This window comes from Amycolatopsis sp. NBC_01286 (assembly GCF_035982555.1).
Taxonomy (GTDB): Bacteria; Actinomycetota; Actinomycetes; order Mycobacteriales; family Pseudonocardiaceae; genus Amycolatopsis.
In genome coordinates this window covers 2729597-2749836 of record NZ_CP108428.1, presented here as the reverse complement: position 1 = coordinate 2749836, position 20240 = coordinate 2729597, and the positions used below count along the sequence as shown (strand labels likewise).

Genomic DNA, 20240 nt, shown 5'->3' with positions numbered 1-20240 from the left:
TCGTGATCACGTTGGTACTTGGCGGAGACGTCAACGTTCAGGGCCGCGCGACACCGTCGAAGGCCTTCGAACACCTGCATCCCCTGCTCCAGGGCGCCGACATCCGGTTCGTGAACCTCGAAGGACCGCTGTCGGGCACCGCCGGGAACTCCGGCGGCGCGGACATCCCGCACAAACCGAACTGGCGCCACTCCGCGCAGCAGATGGTCGAGGCGTTGACGGCCGCCGACGTCGACGTCGTCTCGTGCGCGAACGACGTCACCTACCCGCCGGCCGCCGCGATGACGAGCCTCGCCGTGCTCGACGAAGCCGGGATCGCGCACTGCGGCGCCGGCACGGGCCTCGCCGCCGCGCACGCGCCCGCCGTGCTCGAACGCGCCGGGCAGAAGGTCGCCTTCCTCGCGTACACGTCGCTCTGCTGGCCGTTCGGCCAAGCGGCGCAGGTGACGGCTCCGGGCGTCGCGCAAGCGCTTGCGACCACGTCCTACCAGCCGGACCCGCGCGTCGCCGACGTCCCGGGACTGCCGCCGCTGGTGCGCACGGCACCGGTGCCCGAACACCTGGAGCGGCTCGCCGCCGACGTGCGCCGGGCGAAGACGGCCAACGACCACGTCGTCGTCTCGATGCACTGGGGCCTGCCCGGCGCAGACCTCGCGGAGTACCAGGTGACCTACGGCCGGGCGGCGATCGACGCCGGCGCCGACCTGGTCGCCGGGCACGGCCCGCACACGATCCAGGCCGTCGAGGTGTACCGCGGCCGCGCGATCCTCTACAGCCTCGGCAACCTCGTGTTCGACTGGCCCGCGATGCGCGGCCGGCACCTCGACGGGCTGCTGGCCGGCTGCATCTTCGGCGACGAACCCCGGCTCGAGCTCATCCCGGTGCGGCGCAACGCCGACAACGAGTGCGAACCGCTCGCGGGCGAGGAAGCGGACCGGGTGCTGCGCTACGTCACGGACGTCTCCGCGCAGCGCGCCACCGCCGTGACCGTGCGGGACGGGATCGCGTCGGTGGCGGGCTTAGGCGTTGGGGCGTAACGGATCGCGCGCGAGGAGTTACAGCTCGCGTTACGCCTGTCACCCATCCGGCGCATCTGCCTTAAATGCAGGTCAAGGACCGGAGTCACCGCTGTGAAGCAGAGGTACGGTCTGCGAGAGCCGCCGGAAAAGTGGCGTAGACCACTTCTGGAGGCACAACAGTCAGCACGACACGGGGGGAGGGAGAATGATCATGTGGGGGCTGATCGTTCTCAGCTGCGTGTTCGTGCTGGTACTGGGGACAGCCGCGGTCGTGGACCTTCGGGCCCACGATCGCGGCAGTACCCGGGTCAACGGACGGCGGACCTCGCCCGATAACGGCCGATGAGCGTCCGCGCGCCGGCCAGCGCGACCCGTCCGGCGCCCTTCGCGCTCGCCGCGAGCACCGTCGTCCAGTCGAAGTAGTCGCGCCACAGCACGATCCGGCCGCCTTCGACCTCGAACGTGCCGCACACCCAGAACTCCGCTTCCCACGCGCCACGGCGCAGGACGTCGGTGCGTTCGGTGAGGACGATGTTGCCGTCCGCGGCGATGTGGTGCGTGCGCGCCTCGAACCCGGAACCGAACCGGGCCATCAGCCGCAGCTGCTTCTCGACCGCGGCGACGCCGCGAGCGGGCGGCAACGGCACGTTCTGGTACACGATGTCGCTCGCCGCGAACGTCAGCGCGCGGTCGATGTCGAGGTCCTCGAGAGCCTTGAGGAAACCGGTCACCACTGCCTGGGGGTCTTCGGTCATGCCCTCAGGCTAAGGCTCAGAACGGCCGGTCGCCCGCGATGGCGACGCGCTCCGCGATCCGGACGTGCGGGTGGTAGTCGTTCACGGCGTAGTGCTGCGTCGCGCGGTTGTCCCAAAAGGCCACCGAGTCCGGCCGCCAGCTGAAGCGCACCTGGAACTCGGGCGTGTGGGCCTGCAGGAACAGGTACCGCAGCAGCCGGTCGCTCTCGGCTCGGTCCAGACCGACGATGTGCGTCGTGAACGCCTGGTTGACGAACAGGGTGCGCCGCCCGGTCTCCGGGTGCGTGCGGACCACCGGGTGCTCGACCGGCGGGAACCGCTCCTGCCACTGCGCGAGCAACGCCGGATCGGCGAACCGGTCGAAGCCGGGGAGGTAGTCGTGCACCGCGGTCAGCCCGTCGATGCGGCCGCGGACGTCTTCGGGCAGGTTGTCGTAGGCGGCGGCCATGTCGGCCCACATCGTGTCGCCACCGACCGGCGGCACCTCGATCAGCCGCAGCACCGAACCGAGCGCCGGGTTGGGCCGCCAGGTGACGTCGGTGTGCCAGATGTTCTCGAAGCCGGGCATGGACGCGGTGCGCTCGAAGCGCGTGACCTCGTCGTTCTCGCCCCGCGGGATGAACGGGTTGGTCTCCAGCTCGCCCCAGTTCGCGGCGAACGCGCGCTGCTGCGCCGGCGTGATCCGCTGGTCGCGGAAGAAGACGACCTTCCACTCGAGCAGGGCGCGGTTGAGCTCGGCCCGCAGTTCGGGCGTGACCGGCTCGGCGAGGTCGACGCCGTCGATCTCGGCGCCGATCACCCGGCCGAGCGGGCGGATCCGGAACAGCTCGTACGGTTCGCTCGGATTGTCGCGAAGGGCGCGCGGGCCCTCGACGATGCCGTCCGTGGGCGTCACGGCCTCACGCAGCTGAATCCGGGCAGGCAGATCTACGGACATGACTGTGCTCCAAGGGTTTTCGGGAGAATTCGGACGCCGGGCTCGCGTCAGGCAGGGGGCGAGCCCAGGCGGCCGCGGCGCAGGAGCAGCTCCACGGTGCCTTCCCCGATCGACCGCTCGGAGGCGCGGTCGTGCCACCGGATTGGCGTGCTTTCCGAGGTGGCGGGCATGCGCCCATGGTCAACCTAGTCCCGCCCTGCGGTCAAGACGTCCACTTGGTGGAACACCCCCAACGCCGCAGGTCACCGCGATGCGGGTCACGCGGGCCGATGAGGCAAGATCTTCCCCGATCGAGTGAGCGCCCTTGACGACGGAGGTCTCCCCATGCCGAAAGGCAGAGGCTCGCGGATCGACAGTGGTGCCCCGGAGCTTCGCGCCGGAGGCTCCGCCGCCGGGAACCCCCTCCCGAAGCTTCGCCCCGGAGGCTCCGCCACCCGGAAGAGGCCTGACCGGCTACGCCGGGCGGCCGACCAGCTGGACCAGGCCGCGGCCGCCGACGACAAGGCCGCCGGCCGGTTCGCCGAGGCCCGCGTCGACTCGACGCCGTTCGGCATCTCGGCCCAGGCCCGCGAGCTCGCGGCGCGCTGGTCGGCCGCGCTCGCCGCGCGCGAAGCGGACGCGCGCGTCCTCGGCGACGCGACGTCGGACCTGGCCGGCCGGCTCCGCATGGCGGCCGGGACCACGAGCGGTTCGGGCTTCCGGAGGCGGATCGCGGTGGCACCGTGACGCTCGAGCTGTTCGAACACCCGGCACTGACCGCGGCCGCGACCCGGCTGGCCACGCTCCGAGCGGCGGCCGGCCGGATCGGCGCGGCCGACCCGGTCGCGGCCCTGCGCCACGTCGACTGTTCCCCCGCGGCGATCCGCGCGTCCGCCACGGAGGTGGACGCGGGTTCGTCGGTGGTGACGTCGGCGTCCGCGGAGTTCCGCACCGGCGTCGACCTGGCGGACACCGGCGGCAGCGCGGAAACGTTCGCGACCTGGGCGGACACAGTGGACGGTCAGTACGCGAAGGCAGCCCGCGCGGCGGCCACGACGGCAGCGCTGGGCCTCCGGATCGCCTCGGAACTGGACGCCTTGGCCCGATCGACGTCGGCCGAGGTCACCGCAATAGCCGACGCGGCCGAGGCGGCGGCGACAGCGGTCCTGTCGGACGACCGGTCGGCCGAGGTGGTGAGCACGGTCAGCCGCGCGTGCGCGTCGGTGGTCCGGACGGTGCAGGAGAAGGCGTCGTCGCTGACTTCCCTTGCCGCGGAACTGGAACCGCTGACGACCCCGGCGGTCGACCTCAGCTGAAGTGCTCCCGAGCCCAGTCTTCGAAGGGCCGCGCCGGATGCCCGGTGACCCGAGCGACGTCCAGCGAGACGGGCTCCGGTTCCGCCACGAGCGACGCCCAATACCCCAGGGCGGTGGTCGCGAATTCCACACCCATCTGTTGACTCAGTTGAGTTTTCGCTTCCGCAACCGGCTGTTCTTCCCACACGGCCGGCTTTCCCATCGCATCCCCGATGAGTTTCACCTGCTCGGCTTGGGTGAGCGCTTCGGGCCCGGTGACGAGGTAGGTCTGCTTGGCGTGGTCACCGGTTATGGCCTTGACCGCCATATCGGCAACATCGCGCTCGTGAACGAGCGACCTCCTGGCTTGCCCGTAGGGCCCCCGGACGACGCCGGTCGCGGCTTGACCTGCCCAGCCGAGGGCGTTGGTGGCGAGGCCGGTGACCCTCAGGAAGGTCCAGTCGTCAGTGATCCGTTGGACGGCTTTCTCGACGTCTCCCCAGACACCGCCGTGCTCCGCACTCATCGCGGAGAGATAGACGATCTTCTTGCCTTCCAACGGTTTCAGGGCCTTCTCGATGCCTTCGGAGTCAAAGGAAGGCCAGAGCAGATAGACAGCGTCAACACCTTCGGCGGCTTCGGTGAGATCGGCGATGTCCCCCTGAACGACCTCGACGTCCGCCGGGGCCTTCGACGCGTCCCGCACCAAGACGCGCACGTTGACCCCGGCGTCCAGCAGGCCACTGACGACATGACGTCCGGTGTGGCCCGTGGCCCCGGTGACGAGAACGGTCATGGTGTGCTCCCTCGTGATCGGCTACCCCACCACGGTCACACTTCAAGAGCCCTTCAAGTCAAGAACCGGTGCGAAATCTTTCGACAGCGGCCGAAATGACGTCAGCCGGCGCGAAGCGGGCGGACAAGTCCATCGCCTCGACCGTGGCGACGATCCGCGTCAACCGCTCGGCTTCCTCGGCGTTCCGCGTCCAATGGTCCGAGGGAAGATCAAGGACGGCGACCAGCAGATCGCCGGGGTAGAAGTCGCCCTCGGCGAGCGGATCGCGTTCCAGCGCGGCCAAGGCGAACGGAACCAGCACGTCGATACCCGCCCGCTGTCCAAGAAGGACACGAAGCTCCTCAGCGTTCAGCTGGCCGACCGGCTTTCGGCGAAGCTCGTGCACGGTCTTCACCAGCCGCGAAGCATCGGACGGCGCGTCGCCCCAGGTGTGCCCTTCGAGCTGCTCCAACGTCAGGGTCTCGTTGTTCGCCATCAAGTGATTCCTCTTCGTAGTCCCGACTCCGGCAGGAGGATCACCCTCGCGGCACCCATTGTTCGCTGTGATCCAACAGTTTACTCGCCTCGGACAACTCACCTTCGAGAGCCGGACGGTCCGCCGGCGACAACCGAGAGTCGGAGAGCATCCGTTTGAGTTTGTTGACCTGGTTGACCAAGCCGTTTTGCGCTTCGCGAACTTCTTTGACGTGGTCCCACGGCGTCCCGTCACCCTTGCGGGCTACCACCTCGCCATCGAGCTCCCGCCGGGCCGCGTCGAGGTCCCGCTCCGTCAGGTGTTCCTTCAATCGGTCGGTCTTGGTCGGCTGCTGCGGATTCGCCCGGGGCTTCACGACCTCGACGTGGTCTTCCCCCGCGGCGTCCCGGGCCAAATCACCGGCGGCGGACGCCATCATCGTGCCGCCCACGGCGATCCCCGCGGCGGAGACGACGTTGGCGGGCACGCCGACGATCGCTCCGACACCGGTGGCGTCGAGCACCAACCCACCGACTTCACCCGCCGAGCTGATCGAGGTCAGGGCCGCGCCGGCCACCATGGTCGCGGTGTCGACCGGGTGGTTGAGCATGGCGTTGCCGAAGGAGGCCAAGCCGTTGAGGAGGTGACCGCCGAAGTCGGCGGCGAAGTTCCCGACGTCGTCCAGCCAGCCGGACTGCTGTGGCGCGGCGTCCGCCTCGCTGCCGAGCAGGCCCGCGATGGAGTCGCCCGCCTCGGTCAGTTGCGCCCGCGCCCCGTTGAGAAGGTCACGGGCAGCCTGGCGTGCCGGCTCACCGGCATCGGTGAAGGGCGGCGGCTCCTGACCATGGGCGGCCGCGTCGGCGGCCGCGGCATCGTGCGCTGTTTTGGCTTGCGCGGTCGCGGCTTGCCCCTTGTCCCACAAGGCAACGGCCTGGACGGCTTGGCCTTGAGCCCAACGCAAGGTGGTGGCGTAGTCCTCCAGCAGCGAAGCACCGCGGTGAAGTGCGTCCGCGGCGTCGTACCACTTGTTGGGTTCGTAGCTGAACTTGTCGTGAAAGGCGTGAGCCGCCGGCCCTTCCCAGGACCCGGTGTCGATCGCACGCAGACCCTCCGCGGCCTGCTCGGTCTCGTCACCGCGACCACGCAGTACGCGGATATTTTCTTCGATGGCTTCAGGATTTCCCGGAACGAGCGCTTTCGGGTCCGCGGACTCGCCGAGTTCAGCCACCGTCCACCGCCTGCTCCGCCGGATCGGCTTTGAGCGAACCGGCAGCAGCGGCGTCAACCGCCCAGTACGCGCCGGCCGCACGCCCCATGACGTCGGTCAACGTGTCGAGGCCGTCACTCCAGTGGACGCGGAAGTTCATTAAGGCGTCGTGCAGACCGCCATAGCCATACAGGGCGGTATCTCCACGCAAGCCTCGAAGGTCGAAGCACTCGCTCCCGACAAGCGCGCTCCGCCACGGTAGCTGCGCGCAGCGTCAACAAGGGTAAGGAAAACATTTCTCCCGCGAAAGCCGAAACCCCCGGCCGGCTGAGCCGACCGGGGGTCCGGGTGCGCGGTGGCGGTGGGATTTGAACCCACGGACGGGGATTAGCCGTCACACGATTTCGAGTCGTGCTCCTTCGGCCGCTCGGACACGCCACCGCCGAGAAGTATACCGGAGGGCCTTCCTCGGCCTCACATGGGGTCAGCGGGGCGGCCGGGGCGACGTCGGGTCTGGACGTCGCGGATCACGCCTCATGCCTTGTCTCGCAGGTCATGAGCCACTTCGCGGACCTGGGCCGTCCTTCGCTGGGATCGGCCCGAAGCCTTGAGACGATCGTTGCCGGTCACGTCTCCGAGCTTCTCGCGAGCGCCGCCGACTGCCTGCTGGACCTTGTCCTTCATCGTCACGACGTTCCTCCTTCGACGGGGACCTCACCTAAGGGGTACCCACAGGAGAACTCAGCGACGCGTCGCGAAGTACGTCTCCAGCAGCGACGCGCACTCCGTGACGAGCACCCCGCCGTGGACTTCCGGGCGGTGGTTCAGCCGACGGTCGCGGACGACGTCCCACAGGGACCCCACCGCGCCCGTCTTGGGCTCCCACGCGCCGAACACCAGCCGCGAGATCCGCGCCAGCACCAGCGCGCCCGCGCACATCGTGCACGGCTCCAGCGTCACCGCCAGCGTGCAGCCCTCGAGGCGCCAGCCGTCGCCCACCACCTTGGCGGCCGCGCGCAGCGCCAGGACCTCCGCGTGCGCCGTCGGGTCGCCCAGCTCCGTGCGCGCGTTGCGCGCCGCGGCCAACGGGAGCCCTTCGGGGCTGAACACGACCGCGCCGATCGGGACGTCCGCACCGGGGGCGCGCGCGGCCTCCAGCGCCGCCTCCACGGCCTCGGTGTCGGACGGGCGTCTCAGAGCTCGTCCAGGAGCTTGGCGAACTCGCTGCCGAACCCGACGCGCTGCGCGATCATCTGCAGCTGTTCGTCCGGGTACAGGTCGACCTCGCCGACGATGACCTCCAGCTCCGGCGCCGGCAGCCCGAGGTCCGCGAGGATCTCGAGGTCGCCTTCGGGCCAGACGGAGTCGTCCTCCTCGTCCGGCGGTTCGACGCGCAGGACGTCGAGGACGTCCGCCGCGATGTCGTAGTCGAGTGCCGCCGCCGCGTCCGAAAGCAGCAATGCCGGTCCCCGCGGGCTCGGCCGGACGAGGACGAAGAACTCGTCGTCGACCGCCAGTAGCCCGAAGGCCGCGCCGGTGGAACGTAGTTTGCCCAGTTCAGTGATCGCCGCGTCCAGCTCTGTCAACGCCCCCGGGTCGAGCGCACTGCACCGCCACCGACCGTCCTCCCGGACCACGGCTACCGCGAAGCCCGTGACCGGCTCATCCACCGCCATGCGCACACCGTATTCCGCCGCTCGACCGAGCGCACGCACGGTGCGCCCGAAGCGCCGCATGGGGCACTATCGGGAGCATGACCGGCCCCACTGACCTGCCCACCTTGCCCGGCACGCCGTTCGCCGGCCTCCTCGACGACGCGCGGGCGCTGCAGGAGCGCACCGTCGCCTTGCGACGCGCCGTGCACCGGCACCCGGAACAGGGCCTCCACCTCCCGATCACCCAGGCGGCCATCCGCGAAGCCCTCGCCGACCTGCCGTTGGAGATCACCGAGGGCAAGGCCGCGACGTCGCTGACGGCCGTCCTGCGCGGCTCCCGGCCCGGCCCGGCGGTGCTGCTGCGCGGCGACATGGACGCGCTGCCGCTGACCGAGGCGACCGGGCTGGACTTCGCGTCCGAGGACGAGGAGTCGATGCACGCGTGCGGGCACGACACCCACGTGGCGATGCTCGCCTCCGCCGCCCGGCTGCTCGCCGAGCGGAAGGACCAGCTGGCCGGGTCGGTCGTGTTCATGTTCCAGCCGGGCGAAGAGGGCCACCACGGCGCCCGGTTCATGATCCACGAAGGCGTGCTCGACGCCGCCGGGACGCGGGTCGAGCGCGCGTTCGGCGTCCACATCCTCGCCAACCTGCGCAGCGGGCTGCTGGCGGTCCGGCCGGGAACGCAGATGGCGTCGGCGGACTCGTTCTTCGTGCGCGTCACCGGCAAGGGCGGGCACGGTTCGGCGCCGCAGCACACGATCGACCCGGTGCCCGCGGCCGCGGCGATGGTCGGCGCGCTGCACACGATGATCACGCGCCGGGTCAGCGTGTTCGACCCGGCCGTGCTCTCGGTCACGCGGATCCAGGCCGGCACGACGTCGAACATCATCCCGGAGACCGCCGAGCTGGAGGGCACGATCCGTGCCCTGTCCGAGCACACGCGCGCGCTGGTCCGCGCCGAGGTGCCGAAGGTGTGCGAGCAGGTCGGCGCGGCGTACGGCTGCCGCGTCGTCGCCGACGTCGGGCCGGGCTACCCGGTGACCGTCAACGACGACCGCGTCGCCGCCGAGGTCCTGACGATCGGCGAAGCCGTGCTCGGCCCGGAGAACGTCGAGCTGATGGCCGACCCGATCATGGGCGCCGAGGACTTTTCCTATGTCCTGCAACGCGTTCAGGGCGCGTTCGCGTTCCTCGGCGCGTGCCCGCCCGGCGTCGACCCCGCCGAAGCCGCGGCGAACCACTCGAACCGCGTGCTCTTCGACGAAGACGCGATGCCGAACGGGGTCGCGATGCTGGCCGCCTTCGCCCTGGACGCCCTCCGCTAGGGCCCGGTGCGCGACGGGCGGCCGTCCTCCAGGTGCCCGGCGAAGCGCCGGCGCCACCCCGGCGCTTCGAACGTGACGTCGTACCAGCCGTTCGCCGTCACCACCGGGAAGTCGTGCTCGCCGCTCGGCGGGATCGTGACGCCGTTGAGCGCGACCGGCGCCGGACCGGCGTTGGTCACCGTCACGCGCAACGCCGGTGTCGCCTCGAACGTGACGGCGGCGTCGAGGCCGGGCCCGCTGCCCGACGCTTCCACCAGGAAGCCGTTCGGGCCGTGGATCGCGACGTCGTAGGACGCGCCGTACGCGACGTCGCCGGTCGCGACGCCGCTCGGCGCGACGTCGAAGCGTTGCACCGCCGCGCCCGCGTGGTAGGCGTGCGCGGAGAGCTGCAGCGCCTCGGTGCCGTGGTTCGCCAGGTGCAGCTTGAGCCCGCCCGGCTCCACAGTGGCCCACGCGACCGGCTGGTACGGCAGCGGACGCGCCTTCGCGGTGCCGGACTCCTGCGTCAACGCGCCGGGCCGCACCCCCGGCTTCGGCAGCCGTGCCTGCGTCCGGTCCACTTCGGCGCGCAACGCGGCGACGTCCGGCAGCAGCGGGATCGTCGTGTCGTGCGTCCGGAAGTCGAAACAGCTGGTCAGGTCGCCACAGATCGCCCGGCGCCACGCCGAGATGTTCGGCTCCTTCACCCCCGTCCACGTCTCGAGGAACCGCAGCACCGACGTGTGGTCGAAGACCTGCGAGTTCACCCAGCCGCCGCGGCTCCACGGCGAGATCACGGTCATCGGCACCCGCGGCCCCAGCCCGATCGGCGCCGGCGGCCCGGACGGCGCACCCCTCGCGGGCCGGTTCGCCGGCAGGAACTCGCCGGGCGTCCCGGGTGGCGGGGTCGGCGGGAGGACGTGGTCGAAGAACCCGTCGTTTTCGTCGTAGTTGATGAACACAACGGTGGATTCCCACAGTTCCGGCTTGTCCCACAACGCTTTCAGCATTCGCTGGACGTACGCGGCGCCATCGACCGGCCGGGCCGCGGGGTGCTCGCAGTAGCCGTAGGGCGCCACGACCCACGACACCGCGGGCAGGGTGCCGGCGTCGCAGTCCGCGAGGAACTCGGCCAGCACGTGGTCGAGGTCCTGACCACGGCCGGAGTCCGGCTTGAGCTTCGTGCGCAGGTTCGCGCGCTCGGCCAGCCGTTGCTTCACGGGGTCCATCGAGTACAACGCGTCGTGGTAGTTCTGGAACAGCCACAACGGGTTGTCGCCGTAGTCCCCGACGAAGTGCTCCGGGACGCCACGCTCCTCGTCGTTCGCGTAGATCCGCCACGAGACCCCGGCGGCTTCCAGGCGCTCCGGGTACGTCGTCCAGCGGAACGACGGCTCGTAGTCCGGGAAGTTGTGGGTGACCGGACCGCCCGCGACCCCGTCCGGGTCGATCGTGCCGGTCCAGTGGAACAGCCGGTTCGGCTGTGTCGGCCCTTGGATCGAGCAGAAGTAGTGGTCGCACAGGGTGAACGCGCCGGCCAGCGCCCGCTGGAACGGGATGTCCTCACGCGCGAAGTGGCCCATCGTCATCGGGCTCTTCGCGGCGATCCAGCCGTCGTACGCGCCGCCGTTCCACGCGCGGTGCGTGCTGTTCCAGTCGTGCGGCAGCTCGCCGAGGTCCTGACCGTCCACCACGGACGTGTCGATCCGGAACGGCAGCACCGAGTCACCGCCACCGCCACCACCGCTGCCGCGTTGCCGGAAGACGTCACGCAGGGCCGCGCGGTCACCGAACCCGCGCACCCCGGCCATCGTCCCGTAGTAGTGGTCGAAAGACCGGTTCTCCTGCATCAGCACCACGACGTGACGGACGTCGTCGATCGTGCCCGTGCGCGACGCCGGCACCGCGCACGCCGCGGGCAGCGCACCGGCCACCGTCACCGCGGCCGCACCACCGAGCACCGTCCGCCGCCGGATCCGGCCCATGCCCACCTCCTCGGCGCGAGCTTTCCGCACGTCAGCACGCCGGGCAAGGAGTACCGTCGCCGCCGGGAGAAAGGTGGAGCCATGCTCGACTCAGCGGATCTGGTCGCCTTCGCACCGTCGACCGACCTCGAACGCTCACGTGCCTTCTACACGGATGTCGCCGGGCTCGAGTTCATCGAGCAGTCTCCCTTCGCCTGTGTGTTCCGCAGCGGTGGCACCATGCTGCGCGTCACCGCTGTGCAGGAGTTCACGCCGCACCCGTTCACCGTGCTCGGCTGGGCGGTGGCCGACATCCACGCGGCCGTCGCCGAGCTGCGCGCCCGGGGCGTCGAGTTCCTGACCTTCGACACGCTGCCACAGGACACCGACAAAATCTGGACCACGCCCGGCGGCCGGATCGCCTGGTTCCGCGATCCCGACGGCAACGTGCTCTCCCTGACCGAGTTCGCTGGCAATTAAACAACAGTGTTGATTTAATAGGTCCATGACCGATGCCGAACGCCTCGCCCAGCTCGCTGACCAGGAGGAACGCCTCCAGTTCACGAAGTTCGACAACGAGACCGCGCTCGCCCTCGGCGCCCAGCTGCTGGCCGCCGCGCGGGACCGCGGGCTGGCCGTGACAATCTCCGTCCGCCGCAACGGCCAGCGCCTCTTCCACGCGGCGCTGCCCGGGACGTCGGCCGACAACGACGCCTGGATCGAGCGCAAGAGCCGTGTCGTCGACCGCTACGGCCACAGCTCCTTCCTGGTCGGCACGCAGTTCCGCGCGAAGGGCAGCACGTTCGAGGAGGACTCCCGCCTCGACCCGGACGTCTACGCGGCCCACGGCGGCGTGTTCCCGGTGCTGGTCCGGGGCGTCGGACCGGTCGGCACGGTCGGCGTGTCCGGCCTCCCGCAGGCCGACGACCACGCGTTCGTCGTCGAGCAGCTGGAGCTGTTCCTGGCGTCCTGAAATTCTTCGAGCGGGTTTGTCGATCCAGGGTCCGCCTCGGACGACGCGTCTTCCGAGAACCCCGATTCGAGGAGGCACCATGGCCGAACTGATCGTCACGACGTTCCTGTCCCTGGACGGCGTCTACCAGGGCCCCGGCGGCGTCGAGGAGGACCCGTCGGGCGGCTTCGACCAGGGCGGCTGGGTGACGCCGTTCTACGAGGACGACATGGCCGCCTACGCCGCCGAGTGGCTCGGCCAGGCCGGCTCGCTCCTGATCGGCCGCCGGACGTACGACATCTTCGTGCAGTACTGGCCGAAGGCGACCGACCAGGACGACCCGGTCGCGGTCGCGATGAACAACCTCCCGAAGTACGTCGTGTCCCGCACCCTGTCGGGTTCGGACTGGTCCGGCGTGTCCGTCGTCGACGGCGACGTCGTCGAGTTCGTCCGCGAGCTGAAGGCGCGGCCTGGCGGTGAGATCCAGGTCCACGGCAGCGGCGACCTGCTGCAGACGCTCATCGCGCACGACCTCGTCGACGAGTACCGGCTGTGGCTCTACCCGGTCGTCCTGGGCCAGGGCCGCAAGCTGTTCCCGGAGGGCGTGGCGCCGAAGTCGTTCGAGCACGTCGAGACGCGCCGGACCTCGTCGGGCGCGAACGTGCTGGTCCTGCGCCCGGCCGGGAAGCCCCGCCACGACACGTTCCGGCTGGTGACGGAGTAATTCCGTCGCGGCGCCGGACGCCGCTGGCTACCGTGGACCCATGATGCGCGCCATGACGACGACGCCGGAGAGTGTCCCGGCGCGCTGAACGACGTTTCCAGCCCGGGGCGGTTGCCCCGGGCTTCGTCTTGTGGTCATCCGCCTCGCCGTCCACGAGGAGTCCACAATGCACGATCACCGCAAGCTCGGCCGCGAGCTGGAGCTGTTCGGCTCCGACCCGCTGATCGGCGCCGGCCTGCCGTACTGGCTGCCCGACGGCGCGATCGTCCGCCACAGCCTGGAGGAGTACGTCCGCGACGTCGAACGCCGCGCGGGGTACCGGCACGTCCATTCGCCCGTGCTCGGCAAACGCGAGCTGTACGAGATCTCCGGGCACTGGTCGCACTACCGCGACGACATGTTCCCGCCGATGGACCTCGGCGGCGAGCAGGTCGTGCTGCGGCCGAGCCTCTGCCCGCACCACGCGCTGATCTACCGCTCGCGCGGCCGCAGCTACCGCGAGCTGCCGCTGCGCCTGGCCGAGCTCGGCGGGATGTATCGCGCCGAGCTGTCAGGGGTGCTCGGCGGCCTGAGCCGGGTGCGCGCGATCCAGCTCAACGACGCGCACGTCTTCTGCACCCTCGACCAGGTCGAGGACGAAGCCGCGGCCGCGTTGGCCCTGATCAGGCGGGCCTACGACGCTCTCGGCATCCGCCCGGCGCGCTACCGGCTCTCACTCGCCGGGGACACCGGGAAGTACGTCGGCGACGGGGAAATGTGGGCGCGGGCGGCGCGAATCCTCCGTTCGGTCCTCGACCGCAGCGGGCTCGAGTACGACGCCGTCGAGGGCGAAGCGGCCTTCTACGGACCGAAGATCGACGTCCAGGTCGCCGACAGCGCCGGCCGCGAAGCGACCTTGTCCACCGTCCAGGTCGACTTCCACCAGCCGGCGCAGTTCGACCTGGAGTACGTCGGCGCGGACGGCGCGAAACACCGCCCGGTGATGGTCCACCGCAGCATCATCGGCAGCATCGAGCGGGCGATGGCGCAGCTGATCGAGGTCCACGGCGGCGCGTTCCCGGCCTGGCTGGCACCGGTCCAGCTGCGGTTGCTGCCGTTGTCCGACGCGGAATTGCCTTACGCGCACCGGATCCAGAGCGACGACCTGCGCATCGAGGTCGTCGACGCGTCCCGCGGCAGCCTGGGCGCGCGCATCCGCGACGGACGGCTGGTGCCGTACCAGGCCGTGATCGGGCCTCGGGAGGTTTCGTCCGGCTCGCTTTCCTTCCGGCTGCGCGACGGAAGCCAGGTGGCGGCACGACCGGCGGCGGAAGCGCTGGCCGCGCTGGCCGATGAGATCAGGAAACCGCTGCGGCGAGCCAATCCAGCGCCGGCGTCAGGCTTTCCGGAGCCGACCAGCCGTTGATGACGGCGAGCAGCTCCACGTAGCGCTCGCGACGTGGGTCGTTGACGACGGCGAGCCATTCCCGCAGCCGGCCGGGTTCGCGCCCGAGGCCGCCGACGATCGCGGCGGCCTCGGGCGAATCCGGCCGCACTCCGGCGGCCAGAGCCGGTGTGACGGCGACGCGAACTTCGGCGGCCAGGTCACGGCGCAGACCGCCTTCGTGCTGGTCGACGAGCCGGCGCAGGACCGCGCGGAAATCCGGGTCCTGGGCCAGCTCGGCCAGCTCGATCCACGCCTCGACCTGCGCGGACGCCGGGTCGTCGGGCAGTTCGGGCGTCAGCGTGCGCGCGATGCCCGCCAGTTCGGGACGGTCACTGAGCGCGTCACGGAGGAAGTCGTCGATCAGCCGGCGACGCTCGGTGTCCGACAAGTGGGCCAACTGATTCATGAGACTTGTCTCCTCGGGTGACGAACCACGCTCCGCGACGGCGGTCAGGACAGCGCGACGCAACCGCAGCACCCGGATCTGGACGTCCAGGGCTCCGACGTGCCGCGCCGCGACGTCGGCGACGGTGACTTCGCCGTCGACGATCCGCCGGATCGTGGCGACGTCGACACCCAGTTCGCGCAGGGTGCGGATCAGGTCGAGCCGCGCGAGCGCGGTCGGGTCGTAGAGGCGGTGACCTGCGGAATTGCGCTCGGCCGGCACGAGACCGCGGTCGGAGTAGAAGCGGACGGCCTTGACCGTGAGGCCGGTCAGCCGGGCCAGTTCGCCGATCGAGTACCGCATGCCGGTCAGCGTGACACCTCCCCCGAGGGGAGGCGCAAGGGTCGTTTCACCTCATCGTGTCGATCACATGTTCGATGAATGACGGTAAAGTCGATCACGTGGAAGCAACAGTCAGTGAGCGCGTGAACCCGAGAGCCGATGGCGAACGTCGCGGAGTTCTTCGCGGGAGACACCGGCATCAAGCAGATAATGCTCGACGTCAAAACCGTCGAGGGCCGCCAAGACAGCACCTTCGGTCGTGGTGCCTCGCTTCGCGAGGATGGCCCCGATGACCGGCCCTTGGTCGTCGGTGCCCATCGCGGCGAACAGTGCCTCGAGGGCCTCGGCCGACATGTCGTAGTCCGCGGCGATCGCCTGGGGCTCGACGTCAGCCAGCGCGAGCAACAAGAGCGTGATCAGACCGGTCCGGTCCCGACCGGCACCGCAGTGGAACAGGACACCACCGGGAGCGGCGTGCGCGATCGCCTTGATGACGGCGGCGCAGCGGCCGGCTTTCCGCTGGAGGAAGAGGGGGTAGTAGAGCGGGCTGCCGTTGAGCTGTTCGCGGTTGACCTGCTGCCAGAACTCGACGTCGTCGATGTCGTCGAGCGGCACTTCGAGCCGGTCGATGCCCGGCGTGGCCGGGGTCGCGGCGGGTGCGGTGAACTGCGCCGAACCCGCCTGCGCTGTTCGCGATTCGGCCGTGGGCCGGATCTCGTCGTCGTTGCGCAGGTCGACGACGGTGCGAACGCCGGCTTCGCGAGCTTGGGCCCAGCCCGCGTCGGTGACAAAACGCAGGTCCGCCGACCTGAAGAAGGCGCCGTAGCCGGTCGTCTCGCCGGATCGGGTCGGCAGGCCGCCGAGGTCCCTGGTGTTGAAGAAGCCGTCCCAGGTCACCGCCCTGCTCATGGTTCGCACCACCTCAGGTTTCTTCGCGGATCCGGGTCACCAGCTGCGTCGGATTCACGAACCGCAACGCCACGACAAGGAGCAACAGCATGGAACCGGTGTAGATCGTCGCCATCGCGTCGACCGACTGGTTGGCGCGGATGCCCGCGGCGAACACGGAGTTGTAGAGGGCCACGACGAGGGTCGTCGAGTCCGGGCCGGCCGTCAGGAACGTCAACTCGAACATGCCGACCGTGCGCACCAGCACCAGGATCGACGCGGCCAGGATGCCCGGCAGCAGCAACGGCCCGAGGATCCGGGTGAACACCGACAGCGTCCGCGCGCCCGACATGCGCGCGGCGGCTTCGATCTTCGGGTCGATCTGCTCGATGAACGGCGTCATCGTGAGCACTACGAACGGCACCGACGGCACCAGGTTCGCCAGGATGACCCCGGTGATCGAGCCGGCCAGGTGGAACTTGTAGAGCACCGTCGCCAGCGGGATGCCGTAGGTGATCGGCGGGATCAGGATCGGCAGCACGAACAGCAGCATCACCAGGCGCTTGCCGGGGAACTTCCGGCGGGCCAGTGCGTACGCGGCCGGGACACCGACCGCCACCGACACGGCGATCACCACCAAGGCGACGATCGCCGTCGTGAGGAGGACGTCCGAGAGGCCGAACTCGCGCCAGGCGTCGGCGTACCAGTGGGTGGTGAAGCCGTCCGGGAGCCAGGTGCCGAACCACTGCACACCGAACGAATCGACGACGACCGAAAGGACCACACCAGCGAGGTTGACGAAGAAGAACGCGACGACGGCCCAGACGACCCAACGTCCGGGACGCGTGACCCAACCGGTCATCCCTTGCCTCCGGTCGCTCCGCGGTACAGCGTGCCGCGCCACGCCATGACCAGGCCGATCACGATCAGCATGAGCACCGCCATGATCATCGCGACGGCTGAGCCCATCGAGTAGTCGTACTCCTCGAACGCGGCGTGGTAGGCCGCGATCGAGATGACACGGGTCTCGTTCGCCGGGTCGCCGACGAGCTGGGCCGACGGGAACACCGAGAACGCCATCACGAACGAGAGGCAGAAGGTGATCGCCAGGCCGGGCGCGAGCAGGGGCAGCGTGATCCGCCGGAAGCGCTGGGTCCAGCTGGCGCCGAGCGTCGCGGCCGCCTTCTCCAAGGAGGGGTCGATGCCCGAGAGATAGGACAACGTCAGCAGGAACGAGAAGGGGAAGCCGGTGATGACCAGCGACAGGAGCACACCCGTGTAGTTGTGGATCAGCGGCAGCGGCTCGTCGGTGATCCCGAGGACCGTGAGCACCTTGTTCAGCCAGCCCGACTGGCCGCCGTACATGATCAGGCCCTGCGCGGTGAGCACCGTGCCGAGCGTGATCGGGACGACCAGGATCGTCGTCAGGAGGCGCTTGCCGCGCACGCGGCCGCGCAGCACGTAGGCGATCGGGATGCTGGCGAGGACGTTGATGAACGTCGCGGGCAGCGCGATGCCCAGCGTCGTCCAGATCGTGTCGCGCAGGTACGGATCGCCGAAGAACCCGGCGTAGTTGGCGAAGACCCCGCCCTGGCGCGGGGCGAACGACAACTGGAGGCCGTAGAGGAACGGATACAGGAACAGGCACGCGGTGACCAGCAACCCGGGCACCAGGAGCAGCAGCACGCGGTCGATGCCGCGTTCGGCCAGGCGGTGGCGCAGGGCCGGGCGGGCAGCGGTCACGACGGTCGTGGAGGTCTTGGAGGTCGTGGCGGTCACGGCGCGAACACCAGGACCCGCTCGGCCGGGACGCCGATCTTCACCGGGTCGCCGGGGGCGAGGCGCTTGTCCGTGCGGAAGTAGACCGGGACCCCGTTCGCCAAGCGGGCCGAGACCGACAGCTCGCGGCCGTGGTACTCGACGATTTCCACCGTGACGTCGAGGGCGTTCTCGGCGCCTTCGCCCACGACGAAGTCCTCGGGGCGGATGGCGACCTTGGCCGGGCCGGCCGTGAGGTCGTCGCGGTTGGTGCCGGTCAGGCGGACGCCGTCGCCCTCGACGGTGACCGGCGAACCGGTGGCCGCCGAACCGGTGACGGACGAGCTCGCGGCCGACGAGCCGAGGGCCGCTGATCCGGCGGCCGCTGAGCCGGCGGTGCCGGTGGCGCTCGTGAGTGTCAGGTCCAGGAGGTTGCGGTAGCCCATGAAGGAGGCGACGTAGCTGTTCACCGGCTGGGCGTAGACCTCCTCGGGGGTGCCGATCTGCTGGACCGTGCCCTCGCGCAGCACGACCAGGCGGTCGGCGAGCGAGAGCGCCTCCTCCTGGTCGTGGGTGACGTAGACCGTGGTGAGGCCGAGGGTCTGGTGGAGGCGGCGGATCTCCATCCGCATCTCGAGGCGGAGCTTGGCGTCCAGGTTGGACAGCGGCTCGTCCATCAGGACGACCGCCGGTTCCAGCACCACGGCCCGTGCGATCGCGACGCGTTGCTGCTGGCCGCCGGAGAGCTGGGCGGGGAACTTCGCCGCGTGCTCGGTGAGCTGGACGAGCCGAAGCGCCTCGTCGACGCGTCGGCGGAGCTCGGCGCGGGCGACCTTGCGCATCTGGAGGCCGAAGCCGACGTTCGCACGGACGGACAAGTGCGGGAACAGCGCGTAGTTCTGGAAGACCATCCCGAACCCGCGTTGCTCCGGTGGGCGGCCGTCGATGCGGGTGTCGTCGAGCCAGATGCTGCCGCCCGTCAGGGGCAGGAGGCCGGCGAGGCAGTTGAGGGCCGTCGACTTGCCGCAGCCGGACGGGCCCAGCAGGGCCACGAACTCGCCGCGCCTGATGGCGAGGTCCAGGCCCTGCAGGGCGTTCGCGGAGCCGAAGCTGCGCGAGACGCCGTCCAGCCGCAGCTGCTCGAACGTCACTTCTTGCCGACCTTCGAGCCGCCGACCAGCTGATTCCACTTGTCGTACGCCTTGACCTGCTGCTCGGCCGGCAGCGACGTCTCCTTGGGGTACTGGGCGATCCACTGCTCGTACTCCGGGCGGCCGAACTGCTTGATCGTGTCCTGGCTCTTCTGCGGCGCCATCTGGAGGGTGACGTCCTTGACGGCCGGGCCGGGGTAGAAGTAGCCGTCGTCGTAGGCGATGGCCTGCTGGTCGGGCTTGAGCATCCACGCGATCAGCTGCAGGATCGCCGACGTCTGGTCACCGGAGAGGCCCTTGGGGATGAGCGCGTACTGGGCGTCGGTGACCCAGTGCATCGGCTGCATGATCGCGGTCTTGACCGTGTTCGGCACCGTGCCGAGCTTGCGCGGGTTGATGTCCCAGCCCGTGGTGGACATGACCATGTCGACCGAGCCGGAGGCGAGGTTCTTCATCGCCTCGGTGGTGCCGGACGGGTAGTACTTCACGTACTTGCCCAGCTCCTGCAGGAACGCCCAGGTCTTGTCCCATCCTTTGTCCGGGTCCTTCGGATCCTTGTCCCCGAGGAGGTAGGGCAGGCCCATCAGGAACGTCCGGCCCGGGCCGGAGTTCGCCGGCTGGGCGTACTGGAACTTGTCCGGGTGCGCTTTCGCCCAGTCGAGCAGCTCCTGCGGTGACGCCGGTGGCGTGGCGGCCGCGGCCGGGTTGAACTCCAGCAGCGGGCCCGACGGGTAGTAGACGACCTCGACGCCGTAGCCGTTGGCCAGGTCCTGCATCTTGGCCGCGGGCTCGAGGTAGTTCTGCATCAGGTTCGGGAACCGGCCGGCGAAGTCCGGAAGGACCTTCGCGAGCGTGCCGTTCGCGATACCGGCGGAGAGACCGTCGGTGCCGCTGAGGACCAGGTGGGTCTGGGCGACGCCGCCGTCCTGCTCGGCCTTGAGCTTGCCCGCCATGCTCGGGGCGGGGGCCGTCGAATAGGTGACCTTCGACAGCACTTCGGGGTGCGCGGCCTTGAAGTTCTCGATCATCTGCTTGGTGAGCTGCAGGTTGCCCGCGATGTCGAGGATGTTGAGCACGACCGGCTTGCTCGGCTTGTCCGGCACGGCCTGCGGGGCCGCTGCCTGGCCGCCGTCGCCGCCGGGGGCGCCGCACGCCGTGAGGCCGGCGGCGAGGCTCACCGCCAGCACCACCCGTCGGAATCGGAAGCCGCTGCGACCCTGCATGGCTGCTCCTTGCCCGTGATAAT

General features: G+C 70.0%; 24 protein-coding genes and 1 tRNA gene. 8 read left to right on the top strand and 17 right to left on the bottom strand.

Features of this window, described 5'->3' with window-relative positions:
• Window positions 1–2: 2 nt before the first annotated feature.
• Window positions 3–1037, top strand: coding sequence for a CapA family protein (locus OG570_RS13410; RefSeq protein ID WP_326956702.1), 1035 nt, complete (start codon window positions 3–5; stop codon window positions 1035–1037).
• A 290-nt stretch (window positions 1038–1327) separates the two neighbouring features.
• Here the strand turns inward: OG570_RS13410 and OG570_RS13405 are convergent, their stop codons facing one another.
• Together OG570_RS13405 and OG570_RS13400 are read right to left on the bottom strand one after the other, a co-directional pair.
• Complete coding sequence (locus OG570_RS13405; protein ID WP_247058999.1) at window positions 1328–1774, bottom strand: limonene-1,2-epoxide hydrolase family protein; 447 nt, start codon at window positions 1772–1774, stop codon at window positions 1328–1330.
• Between the two features lie 16 nt (window positions 1775–1790).
• A complete protein-coding gene (locus OG570_RS13400; protein ID WP_326956701.1) occupies window positions 1791–2711 on the bottom strand; it encodes a TauD/TfdA dioxygenase family protein in 921 nt (306 codons plus the stop codon).
• A gap of 324 nt (window positions 2712–3035) precedes the next feature.
• Here OG570_RS13400 and OG570_RS13395 point away from each other — a divergent pair, with 324 nt between their 5' ends.
• Window positions 3036–3437, top strand: coding sequence for a hypothetical protein (locus OG570_RS13395; RefSeq protein ID WP_326956700.1), 402 nt, complete (start codon window positions 3036–3038; stop codon window positions 3435–3437).
• Complete coding sequence (locus OG570_RS13390) at window positions 3434–4006, top strand: hypothetical protein (protein WP_326956699.1); 573 nt, start codon at window positions 3434–3436, stop codon at window positions 4004–4006. The genes OG570_RS13395 and OG570_RS13390 overlap by 4 nt, the downstream gene beginning before the upstream one ends.
• Here OG570_RS13390 and OG570_RS13385 read toward each other — a convergent pair.
• The 8 genes from OG570_RS13385 to OG570_RS13350 form a co-directional block, all read right to left on the bottom strand.
• Window positions 3999–4781, bottom strand: a complete 783-nt coding sequence (locus OG570_RS13385; protein WP_326956698.1) for an SDR family oxidoreductase — start codon at window positions 4779–4781, stop codon at window positions 3999–4001. The genes OG570_RS13390 and OG570_RS13385 overlap by 8 nt on opposite strands.
• Before the next feature lie 58 nt (window positions 4782–4839).
• Window positions 4840–5256, bottom strand: a complete 417-nt coding sequence (locus OG570_RS13380) for a contact-dependent growth inhibition system immunity protein (protein ID WP_326956697.1) — start codon at window positions 5254–5256, stop codon at window positions 4840–4842.
• A 40-nt stretch (window positions 5257–5296) separates the two neighbouring features.
• Window positions 5297–6463 (bottom strand): putative T7SS-secreted protein, encoded by a 1167-nt coding sequence (locus OG570_RS13375; protein ID WP_326956696.1) that lies wholly within the window; start codon window positions 6461–6463, stop codon window positions 5297–5299.
• Complete coding sequence (locus OG570_RS13370; protein ID WP_326956695.1) at window positions 6456–6602, bottom strand: hypothetical protein; 147 nt, start codon at window positions 6600–6602, stop codon at window positions 6456–6458. Before OG570_RS13370 ends, OG570_RS13375 begins: the two co-directional genes overlap by 8 nt.
• Window positions 6603–6795: 193 nt before the next feature.
• Window positions 6796–6883, bottom strand: a tRNA-Ser gene (locus tag OG570_RS13365).
• 93 nt (window positions 6884–6976) lie between these two features.
• Entirely contained in the window at window positions 6977–7132 is a 156-nt protein-coding gene (locus tag OG570_RS13360) for a CsbD family protein (RefSeq protein WP_442788268.1), read from the bottom strand.
• A gap of 51 nt (window positions 7133–7183) precedes the next feature.
• Window positions 7184–7612 (bottom strand): nucleoside deaminase, encoded by a 429-nt coding sequence (locus OG570_RS13355; RefSeq protein ID WP_326956694.1) that lies wholly within the window; start codon window positions 7610–7612, stop codon window positions 7184–7186.
• Between the two features lie 23 nt (window positions 7613–7635).
• Entirely contained in the window at window positions 7636–8118 is a 483-nt protein-coding gene (locus OG570_RS13350; RefSeq protein WP_247059016.1) for a tRNA adenosine deaminase-associated protein, read from the bottom strand.
• Window positions 8119–8195: 77 nt separating this feature from the next.
• On the opposite strand from OG570_RS13350, the gene OG570_RS13345 reads away from it, so the two are divergent.
• Window positions 8196–9425: a M20 metallopeptidase family protein gene (locus tag OG570_RS13345; protein ID WP_326945087.1), complete on the top strand. Its 1230-nt coding sequence runs from the start codon at window positions 8196–8198 to the stop codon at window positions 9423–9425.
• Here OG570_RS13345 and OG570_RS13340 read toward each other — a convergent pair.
• Complete coding sequence (locus OG570_RS13340) at window positions 9422–11389, bottom strand: phosphocholine-specific phospholipase C (protein WP_326956693.1); 1968 nt, start codon at window positions 11387–11389, stop codon at window positions 9422–9424. The two genes, OG570_RS13345 and OG570_RS13340, sit on opposite strands and share 4 nt — an antisense overlap.
• An 81-nt stretch (window positions 11390–11470) precedes the next feature.
• Here OG570_RS13340 and OG570_RS13335 point away from each other — a divergent pair, with 81 nt between their 5' ends.
• From OG570_RS13335 to thrS, 4 genes are all read left to right on the top strand, one after another.
• Window positions 11471–11848 (top strand): VOC family protein, encoded by a 378-nt coding sequence (locus OG570_RS13335; RefSeq protein ID WP_326956692.1) that lies wholly within the window; start codon window positions 11471–11473, stop codon window positions 11846–11848.
• Between the two features lie 25 nt (window positions 11849–11873).
• Window positions 11874–12341 carry a heme-degrading domain-containing protein gene (locus OG570_RS13330; protein WP_326956691.1) on the top strand — a complete coding sequence of 156 codons (468 nt, stop codon included), beginning with the start codon at window positions 11874–11876 and terminating at the stop codon, window positions 12339–12341.
• A 79-nt stretch (window positions 12342–12420) separates the two neighbouring features.
• Window positions 12421–13044 (top strand): dihydrofolate reductase family protein, encoded by a 624-nt coding sequence (locus tag OG570_RS13325; RefSeq protein WP_326956689.1) that lies wholly within the window; start codon window positions 12421–12423, stop codon window positions 13042–13044.
• Between the two features lie 136 nt (window positions 13045–13180).
• Window positions 13181–14449 carry a threonine--tRNA ligase gene (gene thrS / locus OG570_RS13320; protein WP_326960010.1) on the top strand — a complete coding sequence of 423 codons (1269 nt, stop codon included), beginning with the start codon at window positions 13181–13183 and terminating at the stop codon, window positions 14447–14449.
• Here thrS and OG570_RS13315 read toward each other — a convergent pair.
• The 6 genes from OG570_RS13315 to OG570_RS13290 all read right to left on the bottom strand — a co-directional run bounded on the left by OG570_RS13315 (window position 14382) and on the right by OG570_RS13290 (window position 20217).
• A complete protein-coding gene (locus OG570_RS13315) occupies window positions 14382–15218 on the bottom strand; it encodes a MerR family transcriptional regulator (RefSeq protein WP_326956688.1) in 837 nt (278 codons plus the stop codon). The two genes, thrS and OG570_RS13315, sit on opposite strands and share 68 nt — an antisense overlap.
• A 111-nt stretch (window positions 15219–15329) precedes the next feature.
• A complete protein-coding gene (locus OG570_RS13310) occupies window positions 15330–16106 on the bottom strand; it encodes a tyrosine-protein phosphatase (protein ID WP_326956687.1) in 777 nt (258 codons plus the stop codon).
• Between the two features lie 13 nt (window positions 16107–16119).
• Window positions 16120–16947, bottom strand: coding sequence for an ABC transporter permease (locus OG570_RS13305; RefSeq protein WP_326945094.1), 828 nt, complete (start codon window positions 16945–16947; stop codon window positions 16120–16122).
• Window positions 16944–17864, bottom strand: a complete 921-nt coding sequence (locus OG570_RS13300) for an ABC transporter permease (protein ID WP_326956686.1) — start codon at window positions 17862–17864, stop codon at window positions 16944–16946. The genes OG570_RS13305 and OG570_RS13300 overlap by 4 nt, the downstream gene beginning before the upstream one ends.
• Window positions 17861–18994 (bottom strand): ABC transporter ATP-binding protein, encoded by a 1134-nt coding sequence (locus tag OG570_RS13295; protein WP_326956685.1) that lies wholly within the window; start codon window positions 18992–18994, stop codon window positions 17861–17863. The genes OG570_RS13300 and OG570_RS13295 overlap by 4 nt, the downstream gene beginning before the upstream one ends.
• Window positions 18991–20217: an extracellular solute-binding protein gene (locus OG570_RS13290; RefSeq protein ID WP_326945097.1), complete on the bottom strand. Its 1227-nt coding sequence runs from the start codon at window positions 20215–20217 to the stop codon at window positions 18991–18993. The genes OG570_RS13295 and OG570_RS13290 overlap by 4 nt, the downstream gene beginning before the upstream one ends.
• Window positions 20218–20240 lie beyond the last annotated feature (23 nt).